The sequence below is a fragment of the Streptomyces sp. NPDC051364 genome (genome assembly GCF_040682115.1).
GTDB lineage: Bacteria > Actinomycetota > Actinomycetes > Streptomycetales > Streptomycetaceae > Streptomyces.
In genome coordinates, this window is record NZ_JBFBAH010000009.1 from 113485 (window position 1) to 128145 (window position 14661).

The window sequence follows — 14661 nt, forward strand, 5'->3', positions numbered from 1 at the left end:
ATCACGCTATGCCGCGCCGCGCCCGGTATGCGGGATTCATCGCGAAGTGTCAGTTATTCCCTATGTTGAATCAATGACGCGTGTCCTGGCAGTGAGCAGCGTGTTCCCGCCCCACCGCTATCGCCAGTCCGAGATCGCGGCGGCCCTCGCCCGCTTCCTGCCTCCGGGGGCCGACACCGCCCTGCTCCACCGGCTGCACGCCTCGGTGGGCGTCGAGTCCCGCCACCTCGCGCTCCCGCTGGAGCGCTACGGTCCGTCGAACGACTTCGGCGGTACGAACGCCCTCTTCGTGGAGACGGCCGAGGAGCTCGGCGCCCGCGCCGTCGAAGCCGCCCTGGCCGCCGGCCACCTGACGGCGCGCGAGGTCGACCTGGTCATGTCGACCACGGTGACCGGGCTCGCGACGCCCTCGCTCGAGGCCCGCCTCGCGACCCGTACCGGTCTGCGCCCCGACGTGAAGCGGCTGCCGCTCTTCGGCCTCGGCTGCGCGGCCGGCGCCGCCGGACTGGGCCACCTCCACGACTACCTCGCGGGGCGCCCGGACCACGCGGCCCTGCTGCTGTCCACCGAGCTCTGCTCCCTCACCCTGCAGCCCTCGGACACCTCGATGGCGAACCTGGTGGCCGGCGCCCTCTTCGGCGACGGGGCCGGGGCGCTGCTCGCCGTGGGCCGCGGCCATCCGCTGCACGGCACGAGGCCGGGGCCTTCGGTGGTGGCGGCGCGCAGCCGCCTGTACCCCGGCACCGAGGGGCTGCTCGGCTGGGACATCGGCCACTGGGGTTTCCGGATGGTGCTGGGCCGTGAACTGCCCGCCCTGGTCAGGCTGCACGTGGCCGAGGAGATCGAGACGTTCCTCGCCGGGCACGACCTCAAGCCGCCGGACGTCGACGCGTGGATCGTCCATCCCGGCGGGCCGAAGGTCCTCGACGTGCTGGCCGACGCGCTGGCGCTGCCGGACTCCGCCTTCGCGGCGAGCCGGCGCTCGCTGGCGGAGGCGGGCAACCTCTCCTCGGCCTCGGTCCTGCACGTCCTGAACGCGGTCCAGGCCGCCGGTCCGCCCGCACCGGGCTCGGTCGGGCTGATGATCGCCTTCGGACCGGGCTTCGCCTCCGAACTCGTCCTGCTGCGCTGGTGACCTCATGCCGATGAACCCGATCAACCCCATGGACCTGTACCTGCTGCTCATGGCTCTCGTCGTGGCCGAGCGGCTCGCCGAACTCGCCGTCGCCCGCCGCAACACGCGCTGGAGCCTGTCCCGCGGCGCCATCGAGTACGGCCGCCGCCACTATCCCGCCATGGTCGCCCTGCACACCGCGCTGCTGCTGGGCTGTGTGGTGGAACCGCTCGTCGCCGGCCGCCCGTTCCTGCCCGCACTGGGCTGGCCCGCACTCGCCCTCGTACTGGCGGCCCAGGGCCTGCGCTGGTGGTGCATCAGCACCCTCGGCCCGCGCTGGAACACCCGGGTGCTGGTGGTCCCGGGACTGCCGCTGGTGGCGGCGGGGCCGTACCGGCTGCTGCGCCATCCGAACTACGTCGCGGTCGTCGTGGAGGGTGCGGCGCTGCCGCTGGTGCACACCGCCTGGATGACGGCGGCCGGCTTCACCGTGCTGAACCTCCTGCTGCTCGGCGTACGCGTCCGCTGCGAGGAGGACGCACTGGCCCATGCCGCGCCGATCTACCGCAGTGCCGTACCGGCGGAGGGCAGGGCCCGGTGATCGACCTGCTCGTCGCGGGCGGCGGCCCGGCCGGGCTGGCCACGGCCATCCACGGGGCGCTGGCCGGGATGGAGGTCGTGGTCCTGGAGCCGCGCCCCACCCCGATCGACAAGGCCTGCGGCGAGGGCCTGATGCCGGGGGCCGTCCGCCGGCTCCGGGAGCTCGGCGTCTGCGTACCGGGCAGCCCGTTCCGCGGCATCCGCTACCTGGACGGGGTGAGCGGCCTGCACGCCGAGGGACTGTTCCGCACCGGGCCAGGTCTCGGCACCCGCCGCACCGTCCTCCAGGCGGCGCTGGCCGAACGCGCCGACCGGCTGGGCGTACGGGTACTCGCGCGGCGCGTCGGCGAGGTCCGCCAGGACGCGGACCGGGTCGGCGCGGCCGGCCTGACGGCCCGCCACCTCGTGGCGGCGGACGGACTGCACTCCCCCGTCCGGCGCGGCCTGGGCCTGGCGGCGCCGCCCGCCCCCGGCCGGCCGCCCCGCTACGGGCTGCGCCGCCACTACGCCGTCGAGCCCTGGAGCGACCTGGTCGAGGTCCACTGGTCGGCGCACTGCGAGGCGTACGTGACCCCGCTGGGGCCCGGCCGGGTCGGAGTGGCGGTCCTCACCACCGAACGCGCCCCCTTCGACGTACAACTGGCCCGGTTCCCGCTGCTGTGCGAGCGGCTGGCCGGGTGCTCCGGTTCGGCGGTGCGCGGCGCCGGGCCGCTGCGCCAGCAGGCCCGGGTGCGGGTCGCGGGGCGGGTGCTGTTCGTCGGTGACGCCGCGGGGTACGTGGACGCGCTGACCGGCGAGGGGCTCACCCTGGCCGTGACCGCCGCGGGTGCACTCGTCCGCTGCGTACGGGAGGGCCGACCGCAGGCGTACGAACGGGCCTGGCGGGAGCTGTCGCGCAGCTACCGCACGCTCACCGCGTCCTTGCTCTGGGCACGCCAACAGCCCCGGCTCGCGGGGCGGATCGTCCCGTTGGCGGCCCGGCTGCCCAGGGTGTTCACGCACGGGGTCAACCTGCTCGCGTAGGACAGCGGGACCGGCCGTAGTACGCATGCCACGGGGGCGGGACCGGCACGAACCGCCGGTCCCGCCCCCGTCGCGCGGTCAGCCGCCGGCGCCCGCCCGGGCCTGCGGTGACCGGTTCAGGAGCGCCAGGCCGGCCAGGACGGCGGCGGCCGCGGCGCAGAGCACCGCCGTGACGCCCGCCCAGGACAGGGAGGCGCTCGCCGCGCCCTCCAGCGGGTCGAACCCCGCGACTCCGCCGACCACGTGCAGACGCAGGGGTCTACACATCGCGCGGCGGTCAACGTGCGTCATGGGCAGCGCACGCTCAGTCACATTCAGCGGCACCCCGCTCCGCTGCGCCATTCGGGGCGGGCAAACGGGGGAGCAGCCCGCCGGGCGGTCACCGGAGCAGACGGTTCGAGATGCGCCCGCGCGGCGCTGCTGGTTCGCTGAATCCGGCCTCCTTACCCCCCCACACCCGAGGAGTGATCATGAGCGCTGGCGAAACCCAAGGCCGGGTCCGGCAACTGCGAGAGAAGGCGCAGGAGCTGAGCAAGGCGGCGGAACGCTCCACCGATCCGGAAGAGCGCCGAAGGCTCCAGGAGAAGGCCCGCCGACTCCAGGAGCAGAGCGAGAAGGAAGGCAAGATCGACGACCGGGGCATGGATCCCATGTAGCCCCGCGTCACCTCACACGTCGGCCGGTGGCCACGGGCACCGGCCGATGCCGTACTTCACGTCACGTCACGTCATATCGGTGGTTTCGCGGACACGTCTGGGGACGGTGCATGAAGGCTACGGAGGTACTGGCCGATGCGTACGGGCGTATCCGGGAGGTGGTGCACGACGTGGTCGAGGGGCTCTCGGCCGAGGAGTTGAACGCGCGGATCGACCCGAAGGCGAACTCGATCACCTGGCTGGTGTGGCATCTGGCCCGGGTACAGGACGACCACGTGGCGGACGCGTCGGGCCTGGAGCAGGTCTGGACGGCACAGGACTGGTTCACCCGCTTCGCCCTGCCGGTGCCTGCCGAGGCCACCGGCTTCGGGCAGACCGCGACGCAGGTCGGGAAGGTCGTGGTCGAGTCGGGCGACCTGCTGCTGGGGTACTACGACGCCGTCCACGAGCAGAGCACCGCGTTCATCCGCGGACTCGCCGCCGCCGATCTGGAACGGGTGGTCGACGAGCGCTGGGACCCGCCGGTCACCCTGGGGGTGCGGCTGGTCAGCGTCATCGCCGACGACCTCCAGCACGCCGGCCAGGCGGCCTACGTACGGGGCGCGCTGCAGCGGCGGTAGCGTCCGGCGCCGAACGCCCCTGCACAGCTTGGATGTTGACCGGATTTCCGGCCGACTTCGGGGAAAGCATGGCAGAGACGAAAGGCGGTCGCCCGTGTCCCGTGCCCGTTACCCACGACGCCGGAGCGCCCGGTGGTGCGCCGTGTGGTGTGCCTTCCTCCTGCTCGCCGCCGCGGCCGGGCCGGCGTCCGCCGTGGCGGGCGCGCCCGCCACGGACCGGCCCGTCGTGGACACCGACCGGGGGCCGGTACGCGGCACCGCGCACGGCGCGTACCACTCCTTCGAGGGGATCCCGTTCGCGGCGCCGCCGACCGGGCCGCTGCGCTGGCGGCTCCCGCAGCCCGCGGCGCGCTGGACCGGCGTACGCGACGCCGGGGCCCCGGGCGCGCGCTGTGTACAGCTGCCGCCGGTGGGGCCCGGCGGGCCGAGCGGCTCCGAGGACTGCCTGTACCTCAATGTCACCTCGCCGAACGCATCGGCCTCGTCGGCCTCGGGCGGGCAGCGGCGGCGGCCCGTCATGGTCTGGTTCCACGGCGGCGGCTTCGTCAACGGGGCCGGGGACCTCTACCAGCCCGAGCAGCTGGCCGTCCAGGGCGACGCAGTGGTCGTCACCGTCAACTACCGGCTCGGAATCTTCGGCTTCTTCGGGCATCCGGCGCTCGGCGGGGCCCCCGACTTCGCCATCGCCGACCAGCAGGCGGCGCTGCGCTGGGTGCGGGCCAACGCCGGGCGCTTCGGCGGCGACCCGTCCAACGTGACGCTGTTCGGGGAGTCTGCGGGCGGCCTCAGCGTCTGCGCCCACCTCACCTCACCGGCCTCGGGCGGCCTGTTCCAGCGGGCGATCCTGCAGAGCGGCTCCTGCTCCATCACCATGCCGCCCCGCTCACTGCTGCCCACCCTGGGCCGGTACGAGCCCTTCGTGCCCGAGCAACGCACCCTCGCGGCAGGGGTGTCGGCGGCTGCCGGGCTCGGCTGCGACCGGCCGGAGCCGGGCGCCGTACTGGACTGCCTGCGCGGGATCGACGCGGCGACGCTCACGACCCCGGAGCTGATGATGCGGTTCTCCCTCGTCTCCTACGGCAACCGCCTCCTGCCCGAGGAACCCCGGCGGGCCCTGGAGGCCGGCCGCTTCCACCGGGTGCCGGTGATCGAGGGCAGCACCCGGGACGAGATGCGGATCTTCCTGGCGCAGAGCCTGGCGGCGTTCCCCATCCCCGACGCGGGCGCCTACCGGGCCCGGGTGGAGCAGTCGTTCGGCGCGGCGGCCGTCCCGGCCGTCGAGGCGCAGTACCCGGTGGCGGCGTACCCGACGCCGGCGCTGGCCTGGGCCGCCGTCCTGTCCGACGCCTCGTTCACCTGCCCGGCGCTGCGGGACAGCAGGGCGGTGGCCCGGCACGTGCCGACGTACGTGTACCGGTTCGGCGACCGGGACGCGCCGAATTTCACCGGCCTGCCGGAGGTGGACGGGTTCCCGTACGGTGCTTCGCACGGCTTCGAACTGCCCTACCTGTTCACGATGGATGCCGCCCTGGCCGCGCCGCAGCGCGAGCTGTCGAAGCGGATGACCGGCGACTGGACGGCGTTCGCCCGCACGGGCAGGCAGCCCGCCGCATGGCCGCGGTTCGGCCCCGCCGGATCCGTACTGTCCTTCGCGCCGGGGCCGGGCGGCATCCACGTGGTCGACGGGCCTGCGGAGCACCACTGCGCGTTCTGGGACGTGCAGTGGCCCTGAGCTCCACTCACCAGGGATCGGTGGTGACCACGTCCCCGTCCGGGGTCCGGACGGACACCGTGCCGTGGTCCCCGTACACCTGCTGCCGCCACGACACGAACATCTGCGCGATCCGGCGGCCGTCCTCCGCGAGGCCCTTGCCGACGGATCCGGTGGTGAAGGTGACGAGCGCCTCGCCGGCGTCCCGCCCCTTGCGGACCCGGGCCTCCCTGACGGCTCGCTCGGGCAGGAAGAGGTCTGCCCTGGTGCGCCGCTCGGCGTAGTAGGCGTTGAAGTCCCGGGTCATGTCGAACCACCCCGCACCGCCGCAGGGGCCCGCGCCGTTGGTGATGTCGCCGTCGGTGGGCGGATTCGGCGCCCCGGTGTCCTGGTCGGTGGGCGGACCGGCATACCCACCGGTCTCCTGATCCGTGGGCGGCCCCGCGTACCCACCGGACTCCTGATCCGTGGGCGGACCGGCGTAACTCCCCGTCTCCTGATCCGTCGGCGGCCCGGCGTAGCTACCCGTCTCCTGGTCGGTGGGCGGCCCGGCGTAACCACCTGTCTCCTGATCCGTCGGCGGCCCGGCGTAGCCGCCGCCTTGCTCCTCCGTCGGCGGATCCGGCAGACCCGTGCCGCCGCCCGTCGTCCGGTCGAGGCCGCAGGTCTCCTTCGCCGGCGCGGGCGGCGCGGCGGCTTCCCCGGCATGTCTCGTGCCACAGGCCGCGAGCGCGGCGCACAGGAGCCCCGCCACCGCCGCTCTCCCGGCCATGGACACAGCTGTCCTCGTCATGGTCCTCCCCCTTTGCCCAGGGAGAGGGGATCACGCCGCCCGCGGTTCCCCGTCCCGGCGGCGGCTATCGTGCCGCCATGACCGGCCCCGGGCAGCGCCCTCTCCTCTTCCTCGACGTCGACGGACCGCTCATCCCGTTCGGGGCCACGCCTGAAGAGCTCCCGGACGGCTATCCGACGTACGGGACACGGCCGGACGCGAACCCCCTCCTCGCCAGGATCGATCCCGAGCTCGGACCCCGCCTGCTGGCGCTGCCGTGCCAACTGGTGTGGGCCACGACCTGGATGGACGACGCGAACGAGTGGGTCGCGCCGCGCATCGGACTGCCGGATCTGCCGGTGGTGGCGTGGCCGGACCCGTACGAGGAGGAGGGCCCCCGGGAGCGGATCCACTGGAAGACCCGTGCCCTCGTGGACTGCGCCGCAGGCCGGCCGTTCGCCTGGGTCGACGACGAGATCACCGCCGCCGACCGGACCTGGGTGACCGCACACCACCCGGGCCGGTCCCTGCTCCACCGTGTGGACCCCCACTTCGGCCTCACACCCGCGGACTTCGCCACGCTCGCCGCATGGCTGCGCGGGCCCGCCCACGACAGACCGTGAGCATGGACCGGGGCGGCGAAAGGCCGCAGGATGGGGCGCCGTGCCTCGACGTCGCTACACATCGGCCCCAGGAGGTCCGGGCATGAAGCCTGTCCCCGCCCTGCCCGCTCGGTTCACCTGGCACGACACGGACACCCGCGTCTTCCTCTGGGCGGCCCGGGCCGAAGGGCGCTGGTGGGTCCTGCGGCTCAACGACTTTCCCGAGCATCCCCTCTACACCTTGTTCATCGATGGGCAGGTCATCGGTGACCTGGAAGACGACCCGGACACCTGGCGGTTGTGGCCCGGCTCCGCGCTTCCCCCTCTGACCGCGTCGGAACGTGCCGAGGTACTCGCCCTCATGACCGGCCTCGGTCCCTACGGAGCCGAGGCCGGCACCCCGTGCGCAGGCGACTGGTGCACCTGCACCATCCTCACCGACGCATACGCCGCCCAGCTCAACAGTCCTCCGCGAACCTCCACGGAGTAGTACCTAGGACCAGGACGCGGCCACCAGGGAGCGTTCCGCCGCGGCCAGGTGGGTGGATGCGGCCAGCCAGGCCCAGGCGTAGGCGTCGGGTGAGGGGTCCGTCAGGCGGCCGAAGGAGTCGCGGGGGCGGCGGTCCGCCTCCGCGGCGAGAGCCGTGGCGAGCTCCGCCGCCGCGGTGAAGCCGGCCCGGCGCAGCGGCCCGTACGAGGTGAGCGGCTCGGCGGTGCGTGCCGCCTCGGCGACGGCGCGTCGGCCGCCCGCGACCCCGGTTTCCAGCAGTCGGCGTACCCGCCACAGCGGTGAGTCGGCCAGCAGGTCCGGACCCTCGGCAGCAGAAGCGGGGGCGGGGGTCTCGGCCGTACCGGGCGGGAAGTGGCTGCCCTGGAGCAGGTCGTAGCCGAGGTCGGCGCGGCCCAGCCACTCCTCGGGCAGGCGCAGGGTGTACTCCGCGCCGGGCACCGGCCCGACGGCGAGCGGCCGCAGGGTGGCGGCGCGGTCCAGGTCGGGCCGGCCCAGCACGCGGAGCACCAGCCCCGGATGGGCGGCGATACGGCGGAGGTTGGCCGTGTGCGGCAGTTCCGGGTGGGGGTGGGCGGCGCGCAGCCGCAGCAGGGGCGCGTCCGCTCGTACCTCTCGGACCAGGAGGTCCTCGCCGGCCGCCCCGACGACGGTGACCTCGCAGCCGAGGAGGGCGGGCGCGGCTCCGTCCGGGTCGGTGTCCCGGTCGGCGAGCCGGGCGGCCACGGCCTCGGCCGCCGGGCGGGCGAAGAGCGCGGCGGCCGGCTCCTCGGTCCACGGGACTCCGCGCAGCGGGGTCGCCTGGACCCCGCGTCCGGCGCCGAGGCGGCCGTCGGCGGAGACCGTGGCCCCGGCGATACGCAGTCCCCCGCGCGCGAGGCCCGCATGGTCGAGGGCGGCTCCGCCGAGGGCCACGGAGGCGGAACCGGCGCCGCGGGCGCGGGCCAGGCCGCCGGGGCGGACGTCGGAGACCGAGTAGCGGGCGCCGTCGGGGGCGAGCAGGTGGGTGACCACTCCCCCGTAGCCGGTGGCCGACAGGACGGGCTCCCGGCACAGGCCGTACACCCGCAGGCTGCCGCCCGGCTGGTAGGCGCGGCGTACCGTGCCGGTGAGCGCCGGGCCGGTCGTGCCGGAGGCCAGAAGTCCGGCGGTGTGCAGGAGTGCGCGGAAGGCTCCGGTGAGGTCGCCGAGCCGGTGGGCGCCGCTGCGCTCCCGGGCGGCGCGCAGGCCTCGTACGACGCGCAGAGTGGCGGCCTCGGCCCGGGGCAGCCCGGCGAGGCGCGCGGTGTGGGCGGCCCGCAGCAGCTCGGCCTGGACCACGGCGCCGCCGGCCGTGACGCCGGCCGCGAGGGCCTCGGCGGCGGCCTGCCAGAGCGCGGCGGCAGCGCCGAGCTGGGCGGCGGTGAGGGCAACCGGGACGGGTTCGGGCGTGCTCGGAGCAGCAGCGGGCGCAGACCCCGAGGCGGCTTCGGCCGCTCCGGGAACGACGGTGGGCGCAGCCCCCGCCACCGAGCCGGCCTCGGGATCGGGCTCCGGCGGCAGCTGCCCCGCGTCCGCGAGCGGCGCCGCGCCGAGTACCGCGGCCCGGTGCAGGCAGCGCGGCGCCAGCAGGCAGGTGCAGACGGCCTGTTCGGCCGCGGTGACCGTACCGGCGGGGCCCGGCCGCAGGGTGACGAGCGCGTCCTCGCCGAAGCGGACGGTGACGCTCCCGTCGTCCGCCCGGGCGGCGCCCGCGGCGCAGCCCTCGATGGCGGCGTCGAGCTTCTTGCGCAGCCGGGCGGTGAGGTTCTCGACGGCCTCGGCGAGGACCTCGGGGGCGACGGGCGGAAAGAGCCCTGTATTCACATCAGCACTCAGCTCGGTATCGGTGTTCGTCTCGGTACTCAACGGGGTTCTCCACGGAGGCGGTCGCCGACCCAGCGGGCGAGGGCGAGCGGGCTGAGGGCGGCCACCGGCATGCCGGCCGCGACGAGCTGCCGGGCGACGGGGACCGAGTACCGGGGGGCTCCGGCGTCGTCGAGCGCGGCGCAGCCCAGCAGATGGGCTCCGGACGCGGCCAGCGCGCGGACCTCCCCGAGGAGTCCGCCGATCGGCGCGCCCTCCTCGAAGTCGCTGACCACGACGACGAGGGTGCGGCTCGGCACGGTGATCAGGGACCGTGCGTGGGCCAGGCCCGCCGCGATGTGCGTACCGCCGCCGACGCGGACCTCCAGGAGCAGCGAGAGCGGGTCCTCGACGCGGTCGGTGAGGTCCACGACCTGGGTGGAGAAGGCCAGGAAGTGGGTGGACAGGGTCGGTACACCGCCGAGGACGGCGGCGGTGAGGGCCGACCAGATGACCGAGGCCTCCATGGAGCCGGAGACGTCGACCACGAGGATCAGCCGCCAGTCGGCCTCGCGGCTCGCCCGGGTGCTGAACACGGGCCGTTCCGGGACGACGACCACCCGGCCGTCGTCGAGGCGGCGGGTGTGCGCGAGGTTGGCCCGCAGGGTCCGGGCCAGGTCGAGCCTGCCGCCGGGGCGGCGGGTGGGGCGCGGGGTGGCCAGGCCGGAGAGCGCCGGGCGCAGCCGGGTGGCGAGCTCCTTGGCGAGTTCGTCGACCAGCCGCCTCACCAGGGGCCGCAGTCGGGCGAGTTGGGTCTCGGGCATGCCGCCGGCCAGCGACAGGACCGAGCTGAGCAGTTCCACGGAGGGGCGGACGGCCGCCGGGTCGAGCTGGCTCAGCACGTCGGAGCGGCCCGCGTCGGCCGCGTCGGCGAGCACCTCCTCGCGTACGTCGGCGCCGAAGAGCGATTCGAGCTCCTGCGACCATTCGCGGGCCGTGGGGAACGAGGGCTCCTGTCCCCCGCCGTTGCCGCCGTTGCCCCGGCCGCCTTCGAGGTCGGCGGCGCCTTCGCCGCGGCCGTTGCCGTACAGCTCGTCGAGGGCGTGGGCGTAGCGGCGGGCGCCTGCGGGGAGCCGGTCGCGCTGGCGGCCGAGCAGCAGGCGCCAGCGGTCTGCGGGGGCCAGCCGGTGATCTGCGCGCAGGGGCGCGGGTACGGGCGGTACGGGTACCTCCGGATCGGGGCCGGGTTCGGGAGCCGGGGTGTCCCCGGCCGGCAGCGGAAGGGCCTTGAGGGCCGCGGCGCCGGCGGCGTCCGCGGCGGCCCAGAGGGCGAGCAGGGCGGGCGGCGCGTCGAGGGACAGGTCGATGCGGTCGCCGAGGCGCTCGGTGACGGTGTCCAGCAGCCGGTCGCGGGCGGCGGGGGCGAGTACGTCGAAGCCGCCGCGCAGGGCCGGGAGCCGGTCCAGGAACTCCTGGTCGGCGAGGCCGTCGATCCGGTCGAGGACCGGGGTGAGGGCGGCCGCGGAGGAGTCGAGCAGCGGTCCGGCGGCGGCCAGGACTCCGCCGAGGCGGCGGGCCAGGCTGCGCCGGCCTTCGGGGGCGCCGGCGCCGTCGATCCATCCGGCGGCCCGGTCGCCGAGACCGGCGGCCGGATCGAGATCGAGGAGGACCCGTACGGCCAGTGCCGCGCCCTGCATCAACGGGGATGCGGTGGCGGTCAGTTCCGCCAGGGCGGTGTCCATCCGCAGGCCCAGGTGCAGGGTGGCGGCCCGGTCGGCGAGGGCCACGAGGGCGCGCGCGTCGCCGTGGTCCTCGCTGCCGGCGAGTCCGGGCAGGGACCGTACGGCGGCTTCGAGCAGCCGGCCGGTGAGCGCGGCCGCGGCGGTGCGGGAGCCGTCGGAGGTATCGGGGAAGTGCCCGCGGGCGAGCCCCTCCAAGAGATCCAGCGACTCGAGGAGTTCGGGCAGGGTCGCGGTCTGCGGAAGGACCTCGGCAGCCTCGTCCAGCCGTACGTCGACCAGCTCGGGCAGATCGCACCGCGCGGCGGCGGCCAGGCCGGTGAGGATCTGGGCCGGGGTCGGACCGCCGTCGGCGGCGGCCCGGCGGGCGGTCTCGCGCAGGGTCCCGGCAGCGGCCTGGGCGGCGGTGACGCCGCGGACGCCGGCCAGGTCGAGGCGGGCCGGGACGGAAGGCATCCAGGTCAGCCGCCACTTGGTGCCGAGGGCGGGGCCGTCGCCGGTCGCGGCCACGTCGAGGGGCTCCCCGTACGAGGCCCCGCAGACGGCCAGCCGCCGGAGCAGGACCTCGCGGCGCCGGTCGAGCGGGGAGCGGAGCGGGTCGAGGCGGACCTCGCGGGAGGCGGGCTCCTCGGGGCCCGGCAGCCGCAGCTCCGCCAGCTCGGCCTCGACGGAGGGGCCGAGTCCGGAGCGCGGGGCGTGCGGGGTGATCCGGCCGCGGCCGGTGCCGACGAAAACGGCCTCCAGCGCGCGGGCCAGCGCCCGGCCCCGGCCCAGGGGTTCGCCCTGGCCGAGCACGGTGGTGACGGCCTCGAGGAGTTCGCCCCGGCCGGGGGCGGGGAGCCCGCGCAGGACGGCCAGGTCGCAGGCGAGCCGCAGCGTCTCGGCGGCCTCGCCGGTCCCGGCGGTGTGCCCGGCGCGGCGCAGCTCCCGGCAGATGCCGGTGAGGGCGACGGACGCGGCGTCCCGCACCCGCACCGGATCCCCACCGGCCTCGAGCACGGCCTGCTGCCAGAGCGGATCCCGGATCCCGGCGGGGTACCCGGAGCGGGAGTCGAGCAGATCGAAGGAGTAGGGCACGAACGAGGTGACGGCCCCCTCGCCGGCATCCGCCCCGGGCACGAGAGCCGGCCCCGCGGCCACTTCGCGGACGGCCGTGCCCGAGCCACTCCCCGGGCCGGTGACGGAGCCTGCCCCGCGCCCACCACCGGGCGCCGGCGTTTCCGGGGCGGAAGCGTCCGCCCCGGAACCAGGCACCGGCTCCTCGTCCGCTGCCGGGGCGCTGTTCCCCGGCCCGGGAGCGGGTTCCGCCACCACGACGGCCGCGGGCTCCATGCCCGACGCGCGGTCCGCATCGGCGGTCCGGGACGGGGTCGCAGGAGCGCCCTGGCCGGCCCGTACGTCTGCATCCGTCGGGGCGGAGGCGACACCCGCCGGTGCCGGTTCGGCGACGAGGAGGGCCGGGGCGTGGAAGGCGCCGATCAGGGCGGCGACCTTCCGGCCCCCCGAGGCGGCGGCGTTGATGACGCTGCGCATGTGGGCCTCGCGGGCCAGGTCGGTCGCGGGGACGGGGCCGTCCTGGCGCAGGGCCCAGCCGACGCCGAGGGCGGCCCGCCGGACGGCTTCCGGGGCGCAGCCGGGGGCCAGCACCTCCACGGCCCGGTCCCACAGGTCGTCACCGTCGCGCCCGGTCCCGGACGCGGTCAGCGCCTCCGCGAACAACCGCCGACGGCCGTGCGCCGCGTCCTCGGACGCGTCCTGGTCCGAGGAGCGCAGGGTCCAGCCGGGGTCGGTCAGGGGGAGGTCGCAGCAGCGGACCTCCGCGCCGCGCGCACGCGCCCAGCGGATGGCGGCCAGCTCCGGGGAGAAGTCCGCGAACGGGTAGAACGCCAGCCCGCCGTCCCGGCCTGTACCGGCCAGGGCAACGGGAGCCTTGGTCTCCGGGTCCGCCAAGTGCTCCAGCCACGGCTGGAAGTCGGCCGGCAGCTCGACGCACACCACCTCCGCCTCCGAGGCGTCCAGCAGCGCCGGAACCACCGCCGCCAGCGCGGGGCTGTGGTGGCGCACACCCAGCAGGTACGGCGCACGGGACGCCGCGAGCGCGCCCACGGCGTCCCGCGGATCGGCATGCGCGGAGGCGGACGCGGCGGTCCGCACGTCAGCCGCCGACCCGGGCCCACCGCTGTGCAGCCCGGCCACGGTGTCCGGGTCCGGCGGCAGATCGGCGTGCACCGCCGGCGCAGCCGAACCGGCAACCGGGTTCGCGGCGGCGACACGGCGCGTATCCGCGGACTCCCCGGGCCGAGCGCCCGGCATCGGCTCGGTCATCGGAGGTTTCCGCGGAGGTCCCAGAGGCGGCGCCACATCGCCGAGCCGTCTTCCGCGCGGCGGCGGACCGGGCCGTCCCAGTAGCCCAGCAGGCGGCCGTGGTCGGCCGGGTCGTCCTTGCGGACCACGCCCAGCAGGTGACCCGGCAGCAGATCCAGTACGTCGCCGCCCGGCAGGTAGGCCGCGGCGACGCCCAGCGAGGCCGCCACCTGGACCGCCTCGGCGGTGGACATGACCGTACCGGGGCGTTCCACGTCCCAGCCCTCCGCCGAGCGCCCGGAGCGCAGGTCCCGGAAGACCGTGACCAGCGCGTCCAGGACCGCGTCGTCCACTCCGAACGCCGCGCCGGCCCGCTGCACCGCGGCCACCGCCTGGCGGCGGATCAGCGTGGCCTCCGCGTCCGCGTCCGCGATCGGCGCGACCGTCTCGAAGTTGAAGCGCCGCTTGAGCGCGGCGGACATCTCGGAGACCCCGCGGTCGCGCAGGTTGGCGGTGGCGATGACTGTGAACCCGGGGGCCGCGGAGACCACCGCGTCCTCGGTGGCGGTCAGTTCGGGCACGCTCACCCGCCGGTCGGACAGGATCGACACCAGCGCGTCCTGCACCTCGGGCAGGCAGCGGGTGATCTCCTCGACGCGCACCACCCGCCCGGTCCGCATCGCGGAGAGCACCGGGGAGTCGACGAGCGCCTGGGAGGTGGGGCCCTGGGCGAGCAGCAGGGCGTAGTTCCAGCCGTACCGGAAGGCATCCTCCGTCGTGCCGGCGGTGCCCTGCACGGTCAGCGCACTGGTACCGCAGACGGCGGCTGCCAGGAGCTCGGACAGCATCGACTTCGCGGTGCCGGGCTCGCCGGTGAGGAGCAGGCCGCGTTCGCCGGCGAGGGTGACGACGCAGCGCTCCACCAGGGCCCGTTCGCCGACGAACTTCGGGGCGATGGCCAGTTTGGCCGGGAGCCCGGCACGGCGGCGCCCCGGCAGGGCCAGTTCCACGCCCTCGCTGCCGCACACGAAGGTGACGACGGCGCGCGGGGTGAGCGCCCAGCCGGGCGGGCGGGGGCCGGTGTCCTGGGCGGCGAGGAAGGCGAGTTCGGCGGAGTACCGCTCTTCGGCGGGCAAGGCCTGTCGGGTGGCGGCCGGGGCAGCTGTTTCGGTCACGGTCATGAGGTGT

Annotated in this window: 13 protein-coding genes; 8 read left to right on the plus strand and 5 right to left on the minus strand. The window is 75.6% G+C overall.

The window, feature by feature from the left end; translation table 11 throughout:
• Positions 1-73: 73 nt before the first annotated feature.
• Genes AB0M76_RS20810 through AB0M76_RS20820 form a run of 3 tightly spaced genes read left to right on the plus strand, consistent with a single transcriptional unit; the run spans position 74 to position 2737 of the window.
• Entirely contained in the window at positions 74-1135 is a 1062-nt protein-coding gene (locus tag AB0M76_RS20810; RefSeq protein ID WP_365954249.1) for a 3-oxoacyl-[acyl-carrier-protein] synthase III C-terminal domain-containing protein, read from the plus strand.
• 28 nt (positions 1136-1163) lie between these two features.
• Positions 1164-1715 carry an isoprenylcysteine carboxyl methyltransferase family protein gene (locus AB0M76_RS20815; protein ID WP_365954424.1) on the plus strand — a complete coding sequence of 184 codons (552 nt, stop codon included), beginning with the start codon at positions 1164-1166 and terminating at the stop codon, positions 1713-1715.
• Positions 1712-2737, plus strand: coding sequence for an NAD(P)/FAD-dependent oxidoreductase (locus AB0M76_RS20820; RefSeq protein WP_328619412.1), 1026 nt, complete (start codon positions 1712-1714; stop codon positions 2735-2737). The genes AB0M76_RS20815 and AB0M76_RS20820 overlap by 4 nt, the downstream gene beginning before the upstream one ends.
• Before the next feature lie 78 nt (positions 2738-2815).
• Here the strand turns inward: AB0M76_RS20820 and AB0M76_RS20825 are convergent, their stop codons facing one another.
• Positions 2816-3004 (minus strand): hypothetical protein, encoded by a 189-nt coding sequence (locus tag AB0M76_RS20825; RefSeq protein WP_365954251.1) that lies wholly within the window; start codon positions 3002-3004, stop codon positions 2816-2818.
• 203 nt (positions 3005-3207) lie between these two features.
• On the opposite strand from AB0M76_RS20825, the gene AB0M76_RS20830 reads away from it, so the two are divergent.
• The 3 genes from AB0M76_RS20830 (at position 3208) to AB0M76_RS20840 (ending at position 5745) form a co-directional block, all read left to right on the plus strand.
• Positions 3208-3393 (plus strand): DUF6381 family protein, encoded by a 186-nt coding sequence (locus AB0M76_RS20830; RefSeq protein WP_266637337.1) that lies wholly within the window; start codon positions 3208-3210, stop codon positions 3391-3393.
• Positions 3394-3503: 110 nt separating this feature from the next.
• Positions 3504-4013: a DUF664 domain-containing protein gene (locus AB0M76_RS20835; RefSeq protein ID WP_365954252.1), complete on the plus strand. Its 510-nt coding sequence runs from the start codon at positions 3504-3506 to the stop codon at positions 4011-4013.
• Positions 4014-4107: 94 nt separating this feature from the next.
• Entirely contained in the window at positions 4108-5745 is a 1638-nt protein-coding gene (locus AB0M76_RS20840) for a carboxylesterase family protein (protein ID WP_365954253.1), read from the plus strand.
• A gap of 7 nt (positions 5746-5752) precedes the next feature.
• Here AB0M76_RS20840 and AB0M76_RS20845 read toward each other — a convergent pair whose 3' ends face one another.
• Positions 5753-6517 carry a hypothetical protein gene (locus AB0M76_RS20845; RefSeq protein ID WP_365954254.1) on the minus strand — a complete coding sequence of 255 codons (765 nt, stop codon included), beginning with the start codon at positions 6515-6517 and terminating at the stop codon, positions 5753-5755.
• Between the two features lie 77 nt (positions 6518-6594).
• Here AB0M76_RS20845 and AB0M76_RS20850 point away from each other — a divergent pair, with 77 nt between their 5' ends.
• The gene (locus AB0M76_RS20850) at positions 6595-7119 is read left to right on the plus strand and encodes a hypothetical protein (protein ID WP_365954255.1); all 525 of its coding nucleotides are present in this window, start codon (positions 6595-6597) and stop codon (positions 7117-7119) included.
• 82 nt (positions 7120-7201) lie between these two features.
• Positions 7202-7588 carry a hypothetical protein gene (locus tag AB0M76_RS20855; protein WP_365954256.1) on the plus strand — a complete coding sequence of 129 codons (387 nt, stop codon included), beginning with the start codon at positions 7202-7204 and terminating at the stop codon, positions 7586-7588.
• Between the two features lie 3 nt (positions 7589-7591).
• Here the strand turns inward: AB0M76_RS20855 and AB0M76_RS20860 are convergent, their stop codons facing one another.
• Genes AB0M76_RS20860 through AB0M76_RS20870 form a run of 3 tightly spaced genes read right to left on the minus strand, consistent with a single transcriptional unit; the run spans position 7592 to position 14654 of the window.
• Positions 7592-9451: a hypothetical protein gene (locus tag AB0M76_RS20860; protein WP_365954425.1), complete on the minus strand. Its 1860-nt coding sequence runs from the start codon at positions 9449-9451 to the stop codon at positions 7592-7594.
• Between the two features lie 38 nt (positions 9452-9489).
• Positions 9490-13494 (minus strand): DUF5682 family protein, encoded by a 4005-nt coding sequence (locus AB0M76_RS20865; protein WP_365954257.1) that lies wholly within the window; start codon positions 13492-13494, stop codon positions 9490-9492.
• Complete coding sequence (locus AB0M76_RS20870) at positions 13491-14654, minus strand: AAA family ATPase (protein ID WP_266660817.1); 1164 nt, start codon at positions 14652-14654, stop codon at positions 13491-13493. Before AB0M76_RS20870 ends, AB0M76_RS20865 begins: the two co-directional genes overlap by 4 nt.
• Positions 14655-14661 lie beyond the last annotated feature (7 nt).

What these genes read in the sequence shown, in the direction of transcription:
- AB0M76_RS20835 (WP_365954252.1), top strand. Translation starts at nt 3,504, where the DNA reads ATGAAGGCTACGGAGGTACTGGCCGATGCGTACGGGCGTATCCGGGAG.
- AB0M76_RS20845 (WP_365954254.1), bottom strand. Translation starts at nt 6,517, where the DNA reads ATGACGAGGACAGCTGTGTCCATGGCCGGGAGAGCGGCGGTGGCGGGG.
- AB0M76_RS20830 (WP_266637337.1), top strand. Translation starts at nt 3,208, where the DNA reads ATGAGCGCTGGCGAAACCCAAGGCCGGGTCCGGCAACTGCGAGAGAAG.
- AB0M76_RS20810 (WP_365954249.1), top strand. Translation starts at nt 74, where the DNA reads ATGACGCGTGTCCTGGCAGTGAGCAGCGTGTTCCCGCCCCACCGCTAT.
- AB0M76_RS20855 (WP_365954256.1), top strand. Translation starts at nt 7,202, where the DNA reads ATGAAGCCTGTCCCCGCCCTGCCCGCTCGGTTCACCTGGCACGACACG.
- AB0M76_RS20870 (WP_266660817.1), bottom strand. Translation starts at nt 14,654, where the DNA reads ATGACCGTGACCGAAACAGCTGCCCCGGCCGCCACCCGACAGGCCTTG.
- AB0M76_RS20850 (WP_365954255.1), top strand. Translation starts at nt 6,595, where the DNA reads ATGACCGGCCCCGGGCAGCGCCCTCTCCTCTTCCTCGACGTCGACGGA.
- AB0M76_RS20865 (WP_365954257.1), bottom strand. Translation starts at nt 13,494, where the DNA reads ATGACCGAGCCGATGCCGGGCGCTCGGCCCGGGGAGTCCGCGGATACG.
- AB0M76_RS20815 (WP_365954424.1), top strand. Translation starts at nt 1,164, where the DNA reads ATGGACCTGTACCTGCTGCTCATGGCTCTCGTCGTGGCCGAGCGGCTC.
- AB0M76_RS20825 (WP_365954251.1), bottom strand. Translation starts at nt 3,004, where the DNA reads ATGTGTAGACCCCTGCGTCTGCACGTGGTCGGCGGAGTCGCGGGGTTC.